The sequence below is a fragment of the Sphingobium amiense genome (genome assembly GCF_003967075.1).
GTDB classification, from domain to species: Bacteria; Pseudomonadota; Alphaproteobacteria; order Sphingomonadales; family Sphingomonadaceae; genus Sphingobium; species Sphingobium amiense.
In genome coordinates this window covers 569,770-585,020 of sequence record NZ_AP018664.1, presented here as the reverse complement: position 1 = coordinate 585,020, position 15,251 = coordinate 569,770, and the positions used below count along the sequence as shown (strand labels likewise).

Here is a 15,251-nt window from a genome sequence, read left to right as displayed (position 1 = left end):
CGCACAATTCGGGAATAGCTCGATGATCTACCTACTAGCCACCCTGATCGGAATCGTTGCCGGCCTGAGGGCCGTGCTCGCCCCGGCGATCGTGAGCTGGGCTGCATCGCGCGGCGCGATTACGCTGTCCGGCCACTGGCTCGCGTTCCTCGGCTACCGCTGGACCCCATGGCTGTTCAGCATCGCTTCCGTCGGGGAGCTCGTAAACGACAAGCTTCCCGCGACCCCGTCCCGACTGATTCCGCCCCAGTTCGGCGTGCGTATCGTCACGGGCGCGCTCAGCGGCGCGGCCGTGGCGGCCGGTGCTGGAAACTGGATTTTCGGCGGCGTGCTCGGGATCGTGGGTGCAGCGATCGGCACGGTTGGCGGTGCCCAGGCGCGGCGCGTGCTTGCCGCAGCTTTCGGACGGGATCTCCCGGCGGCGCTGGTGGAGGACGTGATCGCGATCGTCGCCGGCGTCGCGATTGTGGCAAGCGTGGCGGGCGCCAGCAGCTAAATCGCGGGACGAAACGAGCATAGCTTTCGAGCAGCAATCCATCCGGGTGATGGCTCGACCAATAACTTCGAATTTCAGTCAATACCTGCCGCGCTCTACTCCTTCGGGCGGGACCGGCAGCACAGCCGATTAGAAAGCAGAGCCGACATGAAGATCCTGATGATCATAACGAGTTCGCCACTCGGCACCTGGCTTGCCGAGGTGACCCGTCCCTACTGGCATTTCAGCGAGCGCGGCCACGAGGTGACCTTCGCCAGTCCGCAGGGTGGCGCGATCGTCTGGGACAAACTGAGCGATCCGACCCTCGACGGCTCGTTCGAAGCGAACGATCTGGTCAGCCTGGGATTCCTGTCCAGTGTGGCCCTGCGCAAGCGTCTCACCGAGACGGTGCCACTCGCCGATGTCGATCCCGAGGAATTCGACGGTGTCCATGTGGCCGGTGGCACGGGCGCGGCGGTCGATCTCTACCCGAACTCCGACGTCGAGCGGATTCTCGAGCATTTCTGGGCTGCCGGAAAGGTCGTTGGCGCCATCTGCCACGGCTCGATCGCGCTCGCCAACAATGTGAGCCGGGTCGCTGGCAAGGCGGCGACAGGCTTCACCCTGGCGGAGGATATCGAGGCGGAGGCGATCTACGGGCCTGGCTTCATCCCGAACTTCCCGCAGCCTGTCATGGAGCAGGCCGGCATCGAGTTCGTCCACGTCGAGCCCCAGGGCGTCAAGGTAGTGGTCGATGGCCAATTGATCACGGGCCAGAACCAGCAGTCGGCTTCCGAATATTCGCTACAATTCCAGCATCTGCTTACGGGCGGGACACCCGTGACGACGGTGGCATGAAGAATCGGGTTGCCCTGTCCGAGGCGACGCAGGCCGGAGGCGGTCTGCGTTTGCCGCAGGGCATCGCCAGCAGATCAGGACTCGCGAAACCCGTCTTTCAGACCATCCGCGACTTCGCGCAGGATCTCGAGCGAAAATTCCTCGTCGTTAACCGCTCGGGCGAGCAGCAGGCCGCCGACCATCGCGGCAGTTGCGCGTATGGCGTCGCGCCGGGCCGAACGCGGCTTCTGCCACGGAAAGCGCGTCGAGAGCTTGTCGACGAAGGCGTGCACGAAACGGGTCATCGCCCCTTGGGCATAGGGTTCGCGGCGCACTTCGGACGCGAGGGCGGACATCAGGCATCCACTGCCTGGATCGTCCCTGTGGGAGACGCTCAGATACTCGTCGACATAAGCCTTCTTGCCGGCGGCGGTCGGCTGTTCGAGATCCATGTTGGCGAGCGACGCCGTCGCACCATGCACGATGCAGGCGCTGACCAGATCGTTCTTGGATTCGAAGTGATTGTAGAAGGAGCCGTGGGTCAGCCCGGCGGACTTCATGATCTCGGAGATATTGACGCCGTCGAAGCCCCGGTCACGGAACAGGCGGGTCGCCTCATCCAGTATGCGTTGATGCTTCTCGGCGGTTTCGGCAGCCGGGTAACGCACTGACTTCGATCTCCTCAAGGCTCATCGCTACCGTGACCTCCTACGCCGTAAGGGTCAATTATGCAAGGTCATACCTGATAAACATCAGGAATATGAAACATGGTGGCGTGATGGAATCGCAGACGATCGCTATATCGCCCATACAGGCGAAAGCCGGCCTAGGGGCCGATGGTCGTGCTGATTCCCTTGGTGCCGTGGTGCTGCCGTGATCGGCTTCTTTCAGGAGCAGCAATGGGAGTTCGCGCCCCATGAGCGCTCGCCCCTTCCCGGCGCGCCTGCGACGCCCGACCATCCCGCGGCGCGAAGATTGCTCTATGGCCTGATAGGCGTCCTGATTGCGGTAACCGGCGGTTTCGGCACGGCGCTGATCGCGGTCAACCTCACCTACCTCCAGGGGACGCTCGGCCTCTATCAGGATGAAATTTCCTGGCTTCCTGCGGTCTATGTGATGACCAACGTGCCGACCGGGATGGTGTTGATCAAGTACCGGCAACAGTTCGGCCTTCGCTCGTTCACGCTCATCTTCCTCGGGCTCTACTGCCTGCTTGCCTTCGCTCATCTGTTCTCGAGCGGCTTCTGGGCGGCGGTCGCCGTGCGCGCGGCCAGCGGGATCGCCGGGTCCGCGCTGACCACGCTGAGCCTCAACTATTTCGTCCAGGCGCTCCCGGCGGCGCGCCGGCTCGGCGCGATCACGCTCGGCCTGTCGGTCCCGCAGCTGGCATTCCCGATCGCACGGCTTTTCTCGGTCGAATTGCTTGGGTTCGACCAATGGCGGACCCTCTATCTGTTTGAGTTCGGCCTATCGCTGGTCTCGCTCGCGCTGATTGGCCTTGTTCGCCTGCCGCCCGCGACCCGCGAGCAGGCTTTCGAGTGGCTCGACCTTCCGACGGTGATCCTGTTCACGCTGTTCGTTGGCCTGATCAGCGCGGTGCTGGCGCAGGGCCGGTACGAATGGTGGATGGACAGCGCCTGGATCGGTTGGGCGCTGGCCGCGAGCATCCCGCTCTTTGGCGCGGTGTTTCTGCTCGAATATCATCGCGCCAATCCGATGATCGACATGCGCTGGCTCGGCCGTGCCTATTTCATAAGGCTCCTGCTGGTCGGGACCATGGCGCGGATCGTCCTTTCGGAGCAGACCTATGGAACGGTCGGGCTGCTCTACGCGCTCGGCTACACCAACGACCAGCTCTTCCTTTTCTCGGCGCTGACCGTCGTCGCAGCGATCGCGGGCATCATCGTCGGCGCCCTCGCCGTCGGTCCCGACCGGTTGAGCCAGCCGGTCGCGTTCGCGATCGGTCTCGTCGCGGTGGCCGCCTTCATCGACTCGCATGCGACGAACCTTACGCGCCCGCCCCAACTCTACGTCACGCAGATGGTGATCGCGTTCTCGACCACCATGTACATCGGTCCGGCGATCCTGGTCGGGTTGACGCAGGTTATCGCGGATGGCGGCAAGAAGCTCACCAGCTTCATCATCCTGTTCGCGACGACGCAGTCGCTGGGTGGCCTGATCGGCACGGCGCTGCTGAGCACTTACCAGTCCTATGCCGAGAAACAGCACTCGTTCGACATCGTCGAGCATCTGACGATGACCGACCCGCAGGTAGCCCTCGCAATCCAGCAGGGTGCCGCCCGCTATTCGCCGATGCTGAGCGACCCGGCGCTGCGCACCGCCGAAGGCGCTGCCGCGCTTTCGCAGCGGGTCGCCATCGAGGCCAACGTGCTTGCCTATAACGACGTCTTCCGCCTGATCGCGATCATGGCGGCGGGTACAACCGTCTTCCTCATGCTTGTTGTGCACCAGCGACATCGGATCGCTCGCCGCCAGGCTCGGATGGCCCTTGCCGGACTTTCCTCATGACCACTCCTGCCCTCGCCAAGACGGCCTCGCCGCAGACGCCCGCGCCGCCGGCCCCATCCGGCTGGCAGCCGGTGCGGAACAGCCGCACGGTCGTCGTGATATCGATCGCGGCCGTGCTGGTGGGCGTGCTTGCGATCCTTGCAGCCTGGCGACTGCCGCCGTTCGACAGCGCGGTACAGCGTACCGACAACGCCTATGTGCGCGGACAGACGACTGTGATCAGTCCGCAGGTCAGCGGATATGTCTGGCATGTTTACGTGCAGGACTATGAGGTGGTCCGGCGCGGCCAGATTCTCGTCAAAATCGACGATCGTATCTATCGCCAGCACGTCGAGCAGGCGCGCGCAGCGCTCGACGCCGCCCGCGCCAACCTCGCGAACAACGTGCAAAGCCTTGCATCGAAGAAGGCAGCGCTTGCCTCGGCCGAAGCCTCGGTCCGCAACGCGCAGGCGCAGCTACTGCGTGGCCAGGCCGATCAGCGGCGCGCGGACGATCTGGTCAGGGACGGATCGCTTTCGGTGCGCGAAGTGGATCAGACGCGCGCGGCGCTTCGTCAGGCCGAGGCTGGCGTGGCGCAATCGATCGCCGCGCGCGACAGCGCGACCCAGGACGTGTTGTCGGTCGATGTAAACCGGGGCAGCCTGAAGGCGGCCGTCGAAGGGGCCATGGCCGCGCTCCATGCGGCCGAAATCGATCTCGAGAACACTGTGGTCCGTGCGCCGCAGGATGGAAGGCTCGGCGATGTCGGCGTGCGGGCAGGTCAATATGTGACGAACGGCACGCAGCTTGTCTTCCTGGTGCCTCGCCGACTCTGGGTCACGGCCAACTTCAAGGAGGCGCAGACGGCGCGCATGGCGCCGGGCCAGCCCGCCTGGTTCACCGTCGATGCGCTGGAGGACGCGAAGGTGCGGGGCCATGTCGAGCGCATCGCTCCGGCGGCGGGCTCCGAGTTCACGGTTCTCAAGCCCGACAACGCGACGGGTAACTTCACCAAGGTCGCGCAGCGCATCTCGGTCAGAATCTCGGTCGATCCCGGTCAGCCTCTTGGCGAGAAGCTGCGGCCCGGCATGTCTGTCGAGGCCCATGTCGACACCACCGGCGCGCGCCGGCCGTGACAGACCCGATGGTCCGGATCTGGCTGATGGCCGCCCTGATGGCGTTACCCGCCCTGCAAGGCTGTGTCGGGACGCGACCGGCCATTCCGGCGGCAGCTCGCACAGCCACACCTCCCGGTTGGCGCTTCGCCGCGGCTCCGGCGGGCCCGATCGAAGCGGATTGGTGGCGCGGATTCGGCGATCCGCGACTGACCGAGCTGGTCGAGCAGGCGCTCGCCCGCAACACCGACATCGCGATCGCCGCATCGCGCGTCGAAGAGGCGCGCGCGCTGGCACGCCTCGCGCAAGCGCAGCAGACGCCCAACGCGACCATCGGCGCCGGGACCGGAGAGTCGCGAACGGTCGTGCTTGGAAAGGGCGTCGACGCCTTCGCCGGCACACCCCAGGCGTCGATCTCCTACGACCTCGATCTGTTTCGCCGCCTCGCCTCGGCCACCGCCAGCGCACGCGCCTCGCTTTTGGCGGCATCGGACACCAAGGCGTCCGTGATGCTGGCCGTGGCAAGCACCGCGGCATCCTCGTACATCTCCCTGCTTGGGCTGGATGCGCGCCTGGCCACGACCCGCGCGACGCTCGCGTCCCGTGCCGACGCGCTGCGGCTTGCCCAACGCCGCGCCGGGGCCGGCTACACCTCGAAGCTGGAACTGGCCCAGGCCCAGAGCGAATATGATGCAGCCGCCCAACTCGTGCCGGTCGCGGAGCTTGCGATCGCGCGGCAGGAGAATGCCCTGAGTATCCTGGTGGGCGATGCGCCGGGCGCGATCGCGCGAAGCGCGCGCCTTGAAGGTCTGACGACGCCCGTGGTGCCGGGCGACCTCCCCTCGGACGTTCTGCGGCGGCGTCCCGACATCGCTGCGGCCGAGGAGACGCTGGTCGCAAGCGATCATTCGCTCGATAGCGCGCGTGCGGCGATGCTGCCGAACGTGTCGCTTACCGGTAGCGGCGGCGTGGGGCTGTCGACCGCGCTATCCAATCCGATCAGCCTGTTCGCGTTCGGCGGGAGCGTTCTGTCGCCGCTGTTCGACGGCGGACGCTTACGCTCGCAGGCCGGTGCCGCAGCGGCACGGCGCGACCAGGCGGCTTTTGCTTATCGCCGCACGGTGCTGACGGCTTTCCGGGAAGTCGAGGACAGCCTTGCCGCAGTCGATCGGCTCGATGCGCAGCGGAAGCTTGTCGACAACCAGGTCGCGGCGCTCACCGAGACGTTGCGCTATGCCACCAACCGCTACCGCGAGGGCTATGCGCCCTATCTCGACCAGATCGACGCCCAGCGGAATCTGCTCGCAGCTCAACTGGTGGCGATTCAGGTCGAGACCGACCGGCTGAATGCGGTCGTCACACTCTACCAGGCGATGGGCGGCGGGTGGCGCCCGGCCGACGAGCCGCCCTTCCCTATCGCAACAAATGAACGGACACAGTGATGAGCGCTCCCATCCGGATCCTTCTACAGACATCGATCGTGCCGACCGAGAACGACTGGCACATCGGCCGCTTTTCGAGGCTGGCGGACCTGCTTGCCGGCGAGCGCGACCGGAATGGCGATCCGGTCTTTCTGGTGGCGGCGCGCGATCGCGACCCGCTGGGCTCGGCCGACCCTGTCCTGTCGACGCTCGACACTTCTCCATTCGACGAGCTGTGGCTGTTCGCCGTTGATACGGGCGAGGGTCTCGATGACGCGGACCGAGCGGGGATCGACCGGTTTCGCCGCCGCGGCGGCGGGCTGATGCTGACGCGTGATCACATGGACCTGGGGTGCTCGATCTGCGCGTTGCCCGGCGTCGGCGCAGCTCATCTCTTTCACACGCACAATGTCGACCCGGGAAGGCCGGTCGCCGAGCCCGACGACAAAGGCACCCCCGAGATTCTGTGGCCCAATTTCCACTCGGGCCTCAATGGCGACTTTCAGGAGATCGAACCGAGCGAACCCGTGCATCCCATCCTTTCCGGGGGGCGTGCGAACAGCGACATCATTCGCTACCTCCCGGCCCATCCGCATGAGGGCGCCGTGGCTTCGCCGGCGGGTGACAGATCGGCGCGCGTGATCGCGACGGGAACGAGCAAGACCACGGGCAACCGCTTCAATGTCGCGGTAGCGTTCGAGGCATCGTCCCATGGTGGCCGGGCGGTCGCGCAGTCGACCTTCCACCATTTCGCCGATTACAACTGGGACCCTGCTTCGGGCGCGCCGGATTTCGTGAGCGAGCCGCCCGGCAGCAGCATCCTGGAGCACCCGACCGCGTTGGCGGCGACCCACGCTTATGCCCGCAATCTGGCGCTCTGGCTCGCCGGACGACTCTCCCCGGTCTGAAACCCGCTTCGGCGCGGCGGCCATAACCCCGGCAGATCGTCACCCCAGAATGGAAGTGAACATGAAGGCACTCGTACAAGACGAAATCGGCAAGCCGCTCGACGTTCTTCGCTTGAGAGAGATCGAGGTGCCTACGCCGGGACCCGGCGAGGTCCTTGTGAGAATGACGACGGCATCGATCAATCCAGGCGACTTCCTCTTCGTCGAAGCGCTCTATCCGGAACCGAAGAAACCTGCGCTTCCTGGGCAGATCGCCGGGAATCACGGCGCCGGCGTCGTCGAGCGTGTCGGTGCTGGTGTGACGATCAAGCCGGGCACCGAGGTCGGCTTCAGCTATTTCGACACCTGGTCGGAATTTGCGGTCGTCCCGGAGGAATGGCTGATCCCTTTGCCGCGCGGGATGAACCCGGAGCTCGGCGCGCAGCTCGTGAACCTGATCACAGCGTGGGACCTGCTCGAGCGTTCGCGCGCCAAGCCGGGTGATTTCCTCGCGCTGACCGCCGGCCATTCGACCGTGAGCATCCTGACCGCGCAATATGCGGCATCAAGGGGCATCAAGGTGATCAGCGTGGTCCGCCGGAAGACGCCCGATATCGATCTGCTCTCCTACGGGTCAGAGCATGTGATCGAGACGTCATCCCCTATCGGGATTCGGGATGCCGTTCTCGAAATTACGAGCGGCAAGGGTTTGAACGGGGTCATCGATCACGTCGGCGGCCCTCTTTTCCCGGAACTTGTTCGCAGTTCGGCTCTCGGATCGAGGATCGTGGTGAATGGCGTGCTGAGCAGCGCTCCATACGAGCTTCACCATTTCGACATTCTCATGAACCTGATCGAAATCGTGAACTATGTTTATCGCTACTTCTTCGAGCCGCCTACGACAGACGATCGGGTCTATCTCCAGCAATTATTAGCTGTCTCGACGATTTTGGACCTGCGTGTTCCGGTCGCCGGGTTCTTCTCGCTCGAGAACTTCCGGGAGGCGATCGAGGGAACACTTGATCGGCCGGAGGAAGGAAAGAGGTTTTTCAGCATGCGGCCCTGAAGCACGCATGCACGACGAATTTCCACAATTTGTTTCTGCCAAGAAAGGACAATGAAATGGTTGCCGAGACTTATTCAACCAGCGATACGGCGCTCCTGCTGGTCGATCTTCTCAACGACTTCCTCGATGAAAAGGGGAAGCTTTCGGAACGCATCGGGCCGATGCTCGCAAAGACCGACCTGAAGACCCATCTGGCGCGACTGATCGCCGGCGCCCGGGCAGCAGGGATCAAGATATTCTACGTGCCCCACGGGCTCGACGAGCACAGCTTCGAGGAGGTTCAGCATCTCCATCCGCGCTGGCAGTGGGCCATGGCCAACAAGATCTTCTGGAAGGGAGAATGGGGCGCCGACTTCTACGAGGCGTTCGCGCCGCAACCGGGCGATACGATCATCAGCCGACACCGCGCCTTTGACAGCTTCATCAACACCGACATGCTGGAGAAGCTGAAGGCAGCCGGGATCGAGAAGGTGGTTCTGGCTGGCCTGACCTCGCACACCTGCGTCGAGAGCGCAGGCCGGCATGCGCTCGAGGAAGGGTTCCATGTCACCTTCCTGACCGATGCCGTCGCGGAGTTCACCGAGGAGGCTCACCGGGCGGCCATCGACCTTTCCTATCCGACGTTCGGCCATGAAATTCTGACAATCGACGAGTTCCTCGCGGCGATCGAGCCGGTCGCGGCGTAACAATCCTGCGGGGGCCGCCACTAAGGCGGCCCCCGAAGAATGCCTGCCCAATCATGACTCGGGGAATGGCAACATGCCACCCTCGCGCCAGCCTGGCCCGCCGGCGCAGACCGGCGCCTCTTGGCGTCCTGCCAGCCGGCATAGCCCAAATATAGGAATGTTGCTGATGGTCACCGCCTCTTCCCCCTACCGGGCTCTTCTCGCGGCCGAAACGTCGGCGGCGCACCCACGCATATCGGCCGCTCAAATGCTGGATGCGCCGGACAACGCAGCGCTGCGCCAGATCTGGACCGAAGCCCCGGCAGATCCGGCCGTTTATGCCGGCAAGCGCATCGTCGTCATAGCGACGGACGGTGTCGAGGAGATCGAGCTCACCACCATCCTTCATTTCTTCAAAACCCGCGGCGCCACGGTTCATCTGGCTGCACCGAAGAAACCGAAATATCCCGCCTATCACGGCATACAGATTCCGGCGGTGCGTGAGACGCATATCCTGACAATCCACTATATCGAGACTGCGGGCTGGGCGGCGTTCAACAAAACCGTGGATGAGGTAATGGTCCCGGATTACGACGCTTTCATCGTGCCCGGGGGCGCCTGGAATCCCGATACGCTGCGGTCCGACCTTCAGGTCCGGAAATTGCTCCAGGAGGCGGCGGCCGCGGGAAAGCTGCTCGCCGCGATTTGCCATGGACCGTGGGTGCTATCCGATGCCGGTCTGCTCAAGGGCAGACGCGCGACTGCGTGGTGGTCGACGCAACCCGATCTCGAAAATGCCGGCGCGACATATGTCGACACGTCGGTGGTCGTTGACGGCAACATCGTCACCTCGCGTGCGCCGATCGACCTCGCTCCCTTTGTTCAAGCGGTGGGTGAGAAACTGTCCGCGTCGCGATGAAAACCGGAGCCGGCCGGGCGCAACCCAGCACCCTGCACGCGGCCATAAATCAAGCGAGCACGACTTGGCTTCGGCCGGTATGTCGCGGCAGCGTGCGGACTGCCGCGACATACTGCCGATTCTAGGCAAGTTTGGCGATCAAATCGCTGAACGACTGGGCGCTGCCGTTCTGGTGGCTGGTCGATTTCAGATGGAGCGCGGCCGTGCCGGTGCTGCCACCTCCCACCGTCGGCGCGTTCGGGATGATGGGATTGACCGGCCCCACGCCACCGTAGCGAGTGGCCTCGCTGTTATCAGGGATGATCCCTGACGGTCCGCCGGGCAGCGTCCCCGGCATCACGCCCAGGGCGATACACCGCCGGGTATAGGCCGTACCTGCGGCACTATAGGCAAGACCGATCACAGGCAGCTCCTTTCAAGCCTTACTATAATCAGGCTTGGATAGCCCCGACCGTTTAATAAAAGGTTATCTGGCCGGACTAAGGTAAGCACACGGAGCGCCGGGCAGGCCGATTAGGAACGATCGACGGACCTACCCCTGGAGCAACAGTAGGCAGCCGACCAGCGCAAGCCCGGCACCGAGTCCGAAATTCGCCGGGAGTCCTAACCCTTGCACGGCTAGAGCACCCGCCGCCGAGCCGAGCGCGATCGCGATCTGGACGGTACTGACATAGAGCGCCGAACCGGCCTCCGGTGCCTCGGTTGAAGCGCCTTGAACCCAGTGGTTCAGGCAGAGCGGCACCGCCCCGAACGGCACTGCCCAGAGGAGTAGCAGCAAGAGCGTGACGGGAAGTGTCCCTGCCGATAGCACGAGGCCGAGAAGACCGATCGCGATGGCGGCCGCCTGGCCCGCCACCACGGCTCGGGGATGGCGCTCGAGGGCGCCCGGTATCACGAGGTTGGCGAGAAAACTGGTGATACCAAACACCAGCAGCACGACCGGGACGGCGCGGGATCCAAGACCGGGCTGGGCCTCAAGATAGGGGGAGAGATAGGTATAGGCAGCCAGATTTCCGCCAAACAGGCAAAGGACGAGCGCGAGCGCCCGTCGAACCTTCCCGCGCCTCAGAAGCAGAAGAAAGTCCGATCGAACGAGCTTTTCGGCGACCGGGAGGGACGGCAGAAACACGGCTTGGCCGAGAATGGAGATCCCCGCGAGGATCGCCGCAGCCGCGAACGACGCGCGCCAGCCCCAGACGCTTCCGATCAGGCTGCCGGTGGGCAAGCCGAGGATAGTGGCGCAGGTGATGCCGGCGACGATCAGCGAGACGGCGCGCGCGATCAGCCTAGCGGGGACGAGGCGCCCTCCCGCGGCGAGCGCCACCGCCCAGAACCCCCCCAGACCTGCTCCAAGGAGCGCGCGTCCGAGGACGACGACCAGGAAGTTGGGGGCGAAGGCGCAGCCGAGATCCGCCAGAAGGAGAAGTCCGGTCAGGACGATAAGCAGGCGGCGGCGGTCGATCGCGCCAGCCAGAAGGAGAGTTGCCGGCGCTGACATGGCTGCCACGATACCCGGAGCGGTGAGCATCAGGCCGGCGGTGGACAGCGAAACGCGAAGGTCTGCAGCGATCTGGGGCAGTACGCCCACAGGCAGAAACTCGGTCGTTACGAAGGCGAACACACCGAGCGCCAGCGCGCCAACGCCGGCCCAGCGGGGCGATCCGAGCGGATGGTGCGTATTGCCCGGCGCACCGGGCTGCACCCCTTCTTGAAGCCTATCCCCATGCTCGTCTCGCAGCATTCTCGAATAGCCCCATTCCAAAGCCATGATGATCATTGAATTAATGAAACCTGATAATGCTCATGCTTGGAGTCAATGGAAGTTAGGCATATCCGCATCGTGCCAGAGGCCTTCGATGCGCGAAGGCATCGGCGCAGGCCCAACGTCCGCGGTCGTGCGGCCATGGTGTCGGCCTCCGCGGCGATCCGCAGATAGGAGGATGGGAGGCCGGGAGATTGATCCCGGCGCTCCCCCTTCAGGCTGCGCTGCCCTTCGACAGAGACGAGAGCCTTCCGGGCTCGGTCACGCCAGCGTTCTGAGGGCCGGCTCACGATCATAGAACCGCTTGGCGGCAGCCTCGATGAAGTCGCTGCCAAGACCGACAATGTCGTCTTCCTCACGGAGGCCGGCTTTTTCGGCCAGAGGCAAGGCAGCAGCGGTCGCGCCCACGGCCTTCAGATGCGCGAACGCATCCACGACCCACTGCACCACGGCGCTCTGGTTCACGAGAGCGGAACAACCTCCGGCCGACAAGACAAGCGCGACTGCATCGAAGATCTGCGACGGCGATCCTGCGAGTTGCCCGTCGGCCTTCTGCCGGCTGCCGTCGGACAGGGTGACGCCGCCGATCTTGGGCGCGACCAGAACAGCCTTGGCTTTCGCCTTGATGATCGCGGCGACCAGAGATTTCAGCTCATCGGCCTCAGTGCCGTCGGCGATCAGCACGCCGATGACACGCCCTTCAAGGACCTGCTTCATGTTCTTGTGGATCGAAAGCGCGTCGGAAGGCGCCATATCGACCGGCTCCTTGGCCGCGCGCGCCTTGGCTGGCAGCTCGATGCCAAGTCCATCTGCGACACGTTGGGCCAGATCCTCGTCGACGTTGCGCAGGTTGGCGAGCATGCGCGGCGGAACCTGCTCGAGATGGCCAACCTTCGAAAGCTCAAACACGAATGACGAAGCAATGTGGGCCTGCTCGCTCTTCGTCTGCGATCGATAGAACAATCGCGCCTGGCTGTAGTGATCGGAGAAGGCCTCGGCGCGGATGCGCAGCTTGCCCCCCGTCTCGTCAGGGCCGCTCGACAGATTGGTCGTTGCGAAGCCGCGGGCCGGACTCTCGCGCGGGCCTCCCTCTTCACCATGCTCGGCAAGGCTGTTGGGCTCATAGTTGGCGCGGCCCTTCGGAACCTTGGTCTGCATCATGCCGTCGCGCTGAAAGTTGCCGAACGGACAGCGCGGGGCATTGATCGGGATCTGATGGAAATTGGTCGTGCCGAGACGCGATTTCTGCGTGTCGAGATAGCTAAAGAGGCGGCCCTGGAGCAGCGGATCGTTCGAGAAGTCGATTCCGGGCACAACATTGCTCGGGAGAAACGCGACCTGCTCGGTTTCGGCGAAGAAGTTGTCGACGTTACGGTTGAGCGTGAGCGTGCCGATAAGCCGCACGGGCACGTCCTCTTCTGGAATCAGCTTGGTCGCGTCGAGGACGTCGTAAGGCTGCGCGTCGGCGAACTCCCGGTCAAAGACCTGGATGCCAAGATCCCACTGGGGAAACGCACCCGCCTCGATCGCTTCGAACAGGTCGCGCCGGTGATAGTCGTTGTCGGCAGCCTGCAGCTTCAGCGCCTCGTCCCAGATCGTCGACTGTACGCCGAGGCGCGGCTTCCAGTGGAACTTCACGAACCGCGCCTCGCCTTCCGCATTGACCAGCTTGAACGTGTGGACACCAAATCCCTCCATCATGCGCAGGCTGCGCGGCAGCGTGCGGTCCGACATCGCCCACATCAACATATGGGTCGTCTCGGGCATCAGGGACGCCCAGTCCCAGAAAGTGTCATGGGCGCTTCCGGCCTGCGGGTATCCTCGGTCCGCCTCCATCTTCACGGCGTGGACCAAGTCCGGGAACTTGATCGCGTCCTGGATGAAGAAGACAGGGATATTGTTGCCGACGAGGTCCCAGTTTCCTTCGCGCGTGTAGAACTTCACCGCAAAGCCACGAACGTCGCGCGGCGTGTCGACCGAGCCAGCGCCACCGGCCACCGTCGAGAAGCGGACGAACACTTCGGTCTTCTCGCCCTTGGTGAAGACGGCTGCACGCGACAGGTCCGAGATATCGGCTGTCGCCTCGAATATACCGTGCGCGCCGGATCCGCGGGCGTGCACGATCCGCTCCGGGATGCGCTCGTGGTCGAAGTGGAAGATCTTCTCGCGGAGCACGAAGTCTTCGATCAGCGTGGGGCCGCGCCCACCGGATCGCAGCGAATTCTGATTGTCGCTGACGGGCGCTCCATGATTGGTGGTGAGCACGTCGCCGCTGCCAGCCGCGCGCTGATGGGTCTCGCCGCCATTGCCGAGGCCGGGGCTGGCGTTGTTCGTGGTCATGGGAGTTCTCCGGTAGGCGCGCAGCAGATGCCGCGCAGATGATCGGTCTGAACGCGCTCAAGCGTTCGTGGCGGCTGTTCGCGCAAGCTGGCCCTGCCGCTCGGAGGAACGCCGCGGCGCCTGGGTCGGCGACCGAAGTCGTGCAGTCCATGGTGGCGCACGATCGTCAGCCCGCTCAGTCCGAGCGATCCAGAAAGCCGCGCAGATAATCGAGAAGCGCTGAAGGCTTCTCTTCAGCGATGAAATGCCCTGAACCCTCCACGCGGATCGTGGCCGCGCCCGGCGCACGCGCGTCGATCGATGCTTTCAGGCGGGTGTAGCCGGGTCCGGCCAAGCCAAGCACCGGCATCTTGAGCTGGCCGTATGTTGCATCGTCGGCGATGTCCCGATCGAACGCCTGGTACCAGGCATTGCCGGCTCGCGTCCCCTCGCGAGTGGAGTAAGCTGCTGCATAGACCGCGCGCGACCGGGCGTCGATCGCGCGCTCGTCCTTGGCCATGTAGCGGAAGAACCATGCCTGCTCGATACCTGCGCGGCCCTCGAGCAATTTTTCCGGCATGCCCTTCACCTGATGGAAGGCGAACCACCACAAATAGGGATGATCCTCGTCGATCGTGTCGCCGAAGGTTCCGGGTTCCGGCAGCAGCTTCAGCGCGCGGTAGCCTGCAGATGGGTGTCCGACGTCCAGCAGGACCAACCGGCGCGTCAGCTCGGGATAGTTTTCGGCGAAGCTGAATGCCACCATCGCGCCGATGTCATGGCCTACGACGTCAACCCGGGCGTTCCTCGTGAGGCGGACCAGAGCGGCAAGGTCGCCCGCCATCGTCTTCTTGTCATATCCGCCGGCGGGCTTGCCGGAACTGCCCATTCCGCGGATGTCGATCGCGTAGACGCGGTGAGTCTTCGCAAGCTCGGGCATGATTTTGTGGTAGGACCACCACGTTTCGGGCCAGCCCGGCAGGAGGAAGACCGCAGGCCCCTTCCCTCCGACCACATAGTGGAGGCGAAAGCCGTTGACCGGTGCCGAGCGGTTCACAAAGCCGGGAAGCGATCTGACCAGATCCTTGTCGGAAATCCCGCGCGTCACCTCGGGGGCGTGCGCCGGCCTGGCGAGGACGCCAGTGCCGACAGTTACGGCGAGCCCCACTATGGCTGTCGCGCTTGTGAGCCGGATGTGCATGGGTGTGCTGGACCTTGGTCGCTGCGGGGGATCGGCCGCCTGATGGGCAAGCCCCGCCCGTGGCGGCGGGGCCCTG

14 protein-coding genes are annotated in these 15,251 nt (G+C 64.4%); 9 read left to right on the top strand and 5 right to left on the bottom strand.

Annotated features, from left to right (window positions below):
- The first annotated feature begins 22 nt into the window (after positions 1 to 22).
- On the top strand, positions 23 to 496 hold the full coding sequence (locus SAMIE_RS02750) for a DUF4126 family protein (protein ID WP_066697840.1): 474 nt from the start codon (positions 23 to 25) through the stop codon (positions 494 to 496).
- 147 nt (positions 497 to 643) lie between these two features.
- On the top strand, positions 644 to 1,333 hold the full coding sequence (locus tag SAMIE_RS02745; RefSeq protein WP_066697842.1) for a type 1 glutamine amidotransferase domain-containing protein: 690 nt from the start codon (positions 644 to 646) through the stop codon (positions 1,331 to 1,333).
- Between the two features lie 74 nt (positions 1,334 to 1,407).
- Here the strand turns inward: SAMIE_RS02745 and SAMIE_RS02740 are convergent, their stop codons facing one another.
- On the bottom strand, positions 1,408 to 1,980 hold the full coding sequence (locus tag SAMIE_RS02740) for a TetR/AcrR family transcriptional regulator (RefSeq protein ID WP_066697844.1): 573 nt from the start codon (positions 1,978 to 1,980) through the stop codon (positions 1,408 to 1,410).
- Positions 1,981 to 2,185: 205 nt separating this feature from the next.
- Here SAMIE_RS02740 and SAMIE_RS02735 point away from each other — a divergent pair, with 205 nt between their 5' ends.
- The 7 genes from SAMIE_RS02735 to SAMIE_RS02705 all read left to right on the top strand — a co-directional run bounded on the left by SAMIE_RS02735 (position 2,186) and on the right by SAMIE_RS02705 (position 9,893).
- Positions 2,186 to 3,841 carry an MFS transporter gene (locus SAMIE_RS02735; protein ID WP_066697846.1) on the top strand — a complete coding sequence of 552 codons (1,656 nt, stop codon included), beginning with the start codon at positions 2,186 to 2,188 and terminating at the stop codon, positions 3,839 to 3,841.
- Entirely contained in the window at positions 3,838 to 4,956 is a 1,119-nt protein-coding gene (locus tag SAMIE_RS02730; RefSeq protein WP_066697848.1) for an HlyD family secretion protein, read from the top strand. Before SAMIE_RS02735 ends, SAMIE_RS02730 begins: the two co-directional genes overlap by 4 nt.
- 26 nt (positions 4,957 to 4,982) lie before the next feature.
- Entirely contained in the window at positions 4,983 to 6,377 is a 1,395-nt protein-coding gene (locus tag SAMIE_RS02725) for an efflux transporter outer membrane subunit (RefSeq protein WP_126516711.1), read from the top strand.
- Entirely contained in the window at positions 6,377 to 7,264 is an 888-nt protein-coding gene (locus SAMIE_RS02720; protein WP_066697857.1) for a hypothetical protein, read from the top strand. Before SAMIE_RS02725 ends, SAMIE_RS02720 begins: the two co-directional genes overlap by 1 nt.
- Before the next feature lie 61 nt (positions 7,265 to 7,325).
- Entirely contained in the window at positions 7,326 to 8,309 is a 984-nt protein-coding gene (locus SAMIE_RS02715) for a quinone oxidoreductase family protein (protein ID WP_066697858.1), read from the top strand.
- Positions 8,310 to 8,365: 56 nt separating this feature from the next.
- On the top strand, positions 8,366 to 8,995 hold the full coding sequence (locus SAMIE_RS02710; protein ID WP_066697859.1) for an isochorismatase family cysteine hydrolase: 630 nt from the start codon (positions 8,366 to 8,368) through the stop codon (positions 8,993 to 8,995).
- A 157-nt stretch (positions 8,996 to 9,152) separates the two neighbouring features.
- Positions 9,153 to 9,893 (top strand): DJ-1/PfpI family protein, encoded by a 741-nt coding sequence (locus SAMIE_RS02705; protein ID WP_162849023.1) that lies wholly within the window; start codon positions 9,153 to 9,155, stop codon positions 9,891 to 9,893.
- Positions 9,894 to 10,014: 121 nt separating this feature from the next.
- Here SAMIE_RS02705 and SAMIE_RS02700 read toward each other — a convergent pair whose 3' ends face one another.
- From SAMIE_RS02700 to SAMIE_RS02685, 4 genes are all read right to left on the bottom strand, one after another.
- Positions 10,015 to 10,296 (bottom strand): hypothetical protein, encoded by a 282-nt coding sequence (locus SAMIE_RS02700; RefSeq protein WP_066697864.1) that lies wholly within the window; start codon positions 10,294 to 10,296, stop codon positions 10,015 to 10,017.
- A gap of 129 nt (positions 10,297 to 10,425) precedes the next feature.
- A complete protein-coding gene (locus SAMIE_RS02695) occupies positions 10,426 to 11,670 on the bottom strand; it encodes an MFS transporter (RefSeq protein ID WP_066697866.1) in 1,245 nt (414 codons plus the stop codon).
- A gap of 246 nt (positions 11,671 to 11,916) precedes the next feature.
- The gene (locus SAMIE_RS02690; protein WP_066697868.1) at positions 11,917 to 13,995 is read right to left on the bottom strand and encodes a catalase; all 2,079 of its coding nucleotides are present in this window, start codon (positions 13,993 to 13,995) and stop codon (positions 11,917 to 11,919) included.
- 175 nt (positions 13,996 to 14,170) lie between these two features.
- A complete protein-coding gene (locus tag SAMIE_RS02685; RefSeq protein WP_066697873.1) occupies positions 14,171 to 15,175 on the bottom strand; it encodes an alpha/beta fold hydrolase in 1,005 nt (334 codons plus the stop codon).
- Between the last annotated feature and the right edge of the window lie 76 nt (positions 15,176 to 15,251).

What these genes read in the sequence shown, in the direction of transcription:
- SAMIE_RS02690 (WP_066697868.1), bottom strand. Translation starts at nt 13,995, where the DNA reads ATGACCACGAACAACGCCAGCCCCGGCCTCGGCAATGGCGGCGAGACC.
- SAMIE_RS02750 (WP_066697840.1), top strand. Translation starts at nt 23, where the DNA reads ATGATCTACCTACTAGCCACCCTGATCGGAATCGTTGCCGGCCTGAGG.
- SAMIE_RS02695 (WP_066697866.1), bottom strand. Translation starts at nt 11,670, where the DNA reads ATGATCATCATGGCTTTGGAATGGGGCTATTCGAGAATGCTGCGAGAC.
- SAMIE_RS02725 (WP_126516711.1), top strand. Translation starts at nt 4,983, where the DNA reads ATGGCCGCCCTGATGGCGTTACCCGCCCTGCAAGGCTGTGTCGGGACG.
- SAMIE_RS02685 (WP_066697873.1), bottom strand. Translation starts at nt 15,175, where the DNA reads ATGCACATCCGGCTCACAAGCGCGACAGCCATAGTGGGGCTCGCCGTA.
- SAMIE_RS02730 (WP_066697848.1), top strand. Translation starts at nt 3,838, where the DNA reads ATGACCACTCCTGCCCTCGCCAAGACGGCCTCGCCGCAGACGCCCGCG.
- SAMIE_RS02715 (WP_066697858.1), top strand. Translation starts at nt 7,326, where the DNA reads ATGAAGGCACTCGTACAAGACGAAATCGGCAAGCCGCTCGACGTTCTT.
- SAMIE_RS02710 (WP_066697859.1), top strand. Translation starts at nt 8,366, where the DNA reads ATGGTTGCCGAGACTTATTCAACCAGCGATACGGCGCTCCTGCTGGTC.
- SAMIE_RS02705 (WP_162849023.1), top strand. Translation starts at nt 9,153, where the DNA reads ATGTTGCTGATGGTCACCGCCTCTTCCCCCTACCGGGCTCTTCTCGCG.
- SAMIE_RS02745 (WP_066697842.1), top strand. Translation starts at nt 644, where the DNA reads ATGAAGATCCTGATGATCATAACGAGTTCGCCACTCGGCACCTGGCTT.
- SAMIE_RS02720 (WP_066697857.1), top strand. Translation starts at nt 6,377, where the DNA reads ATGAGCGCTCCCATCCGGATCCTTCTACAGACATCGATCGTGCCGACC.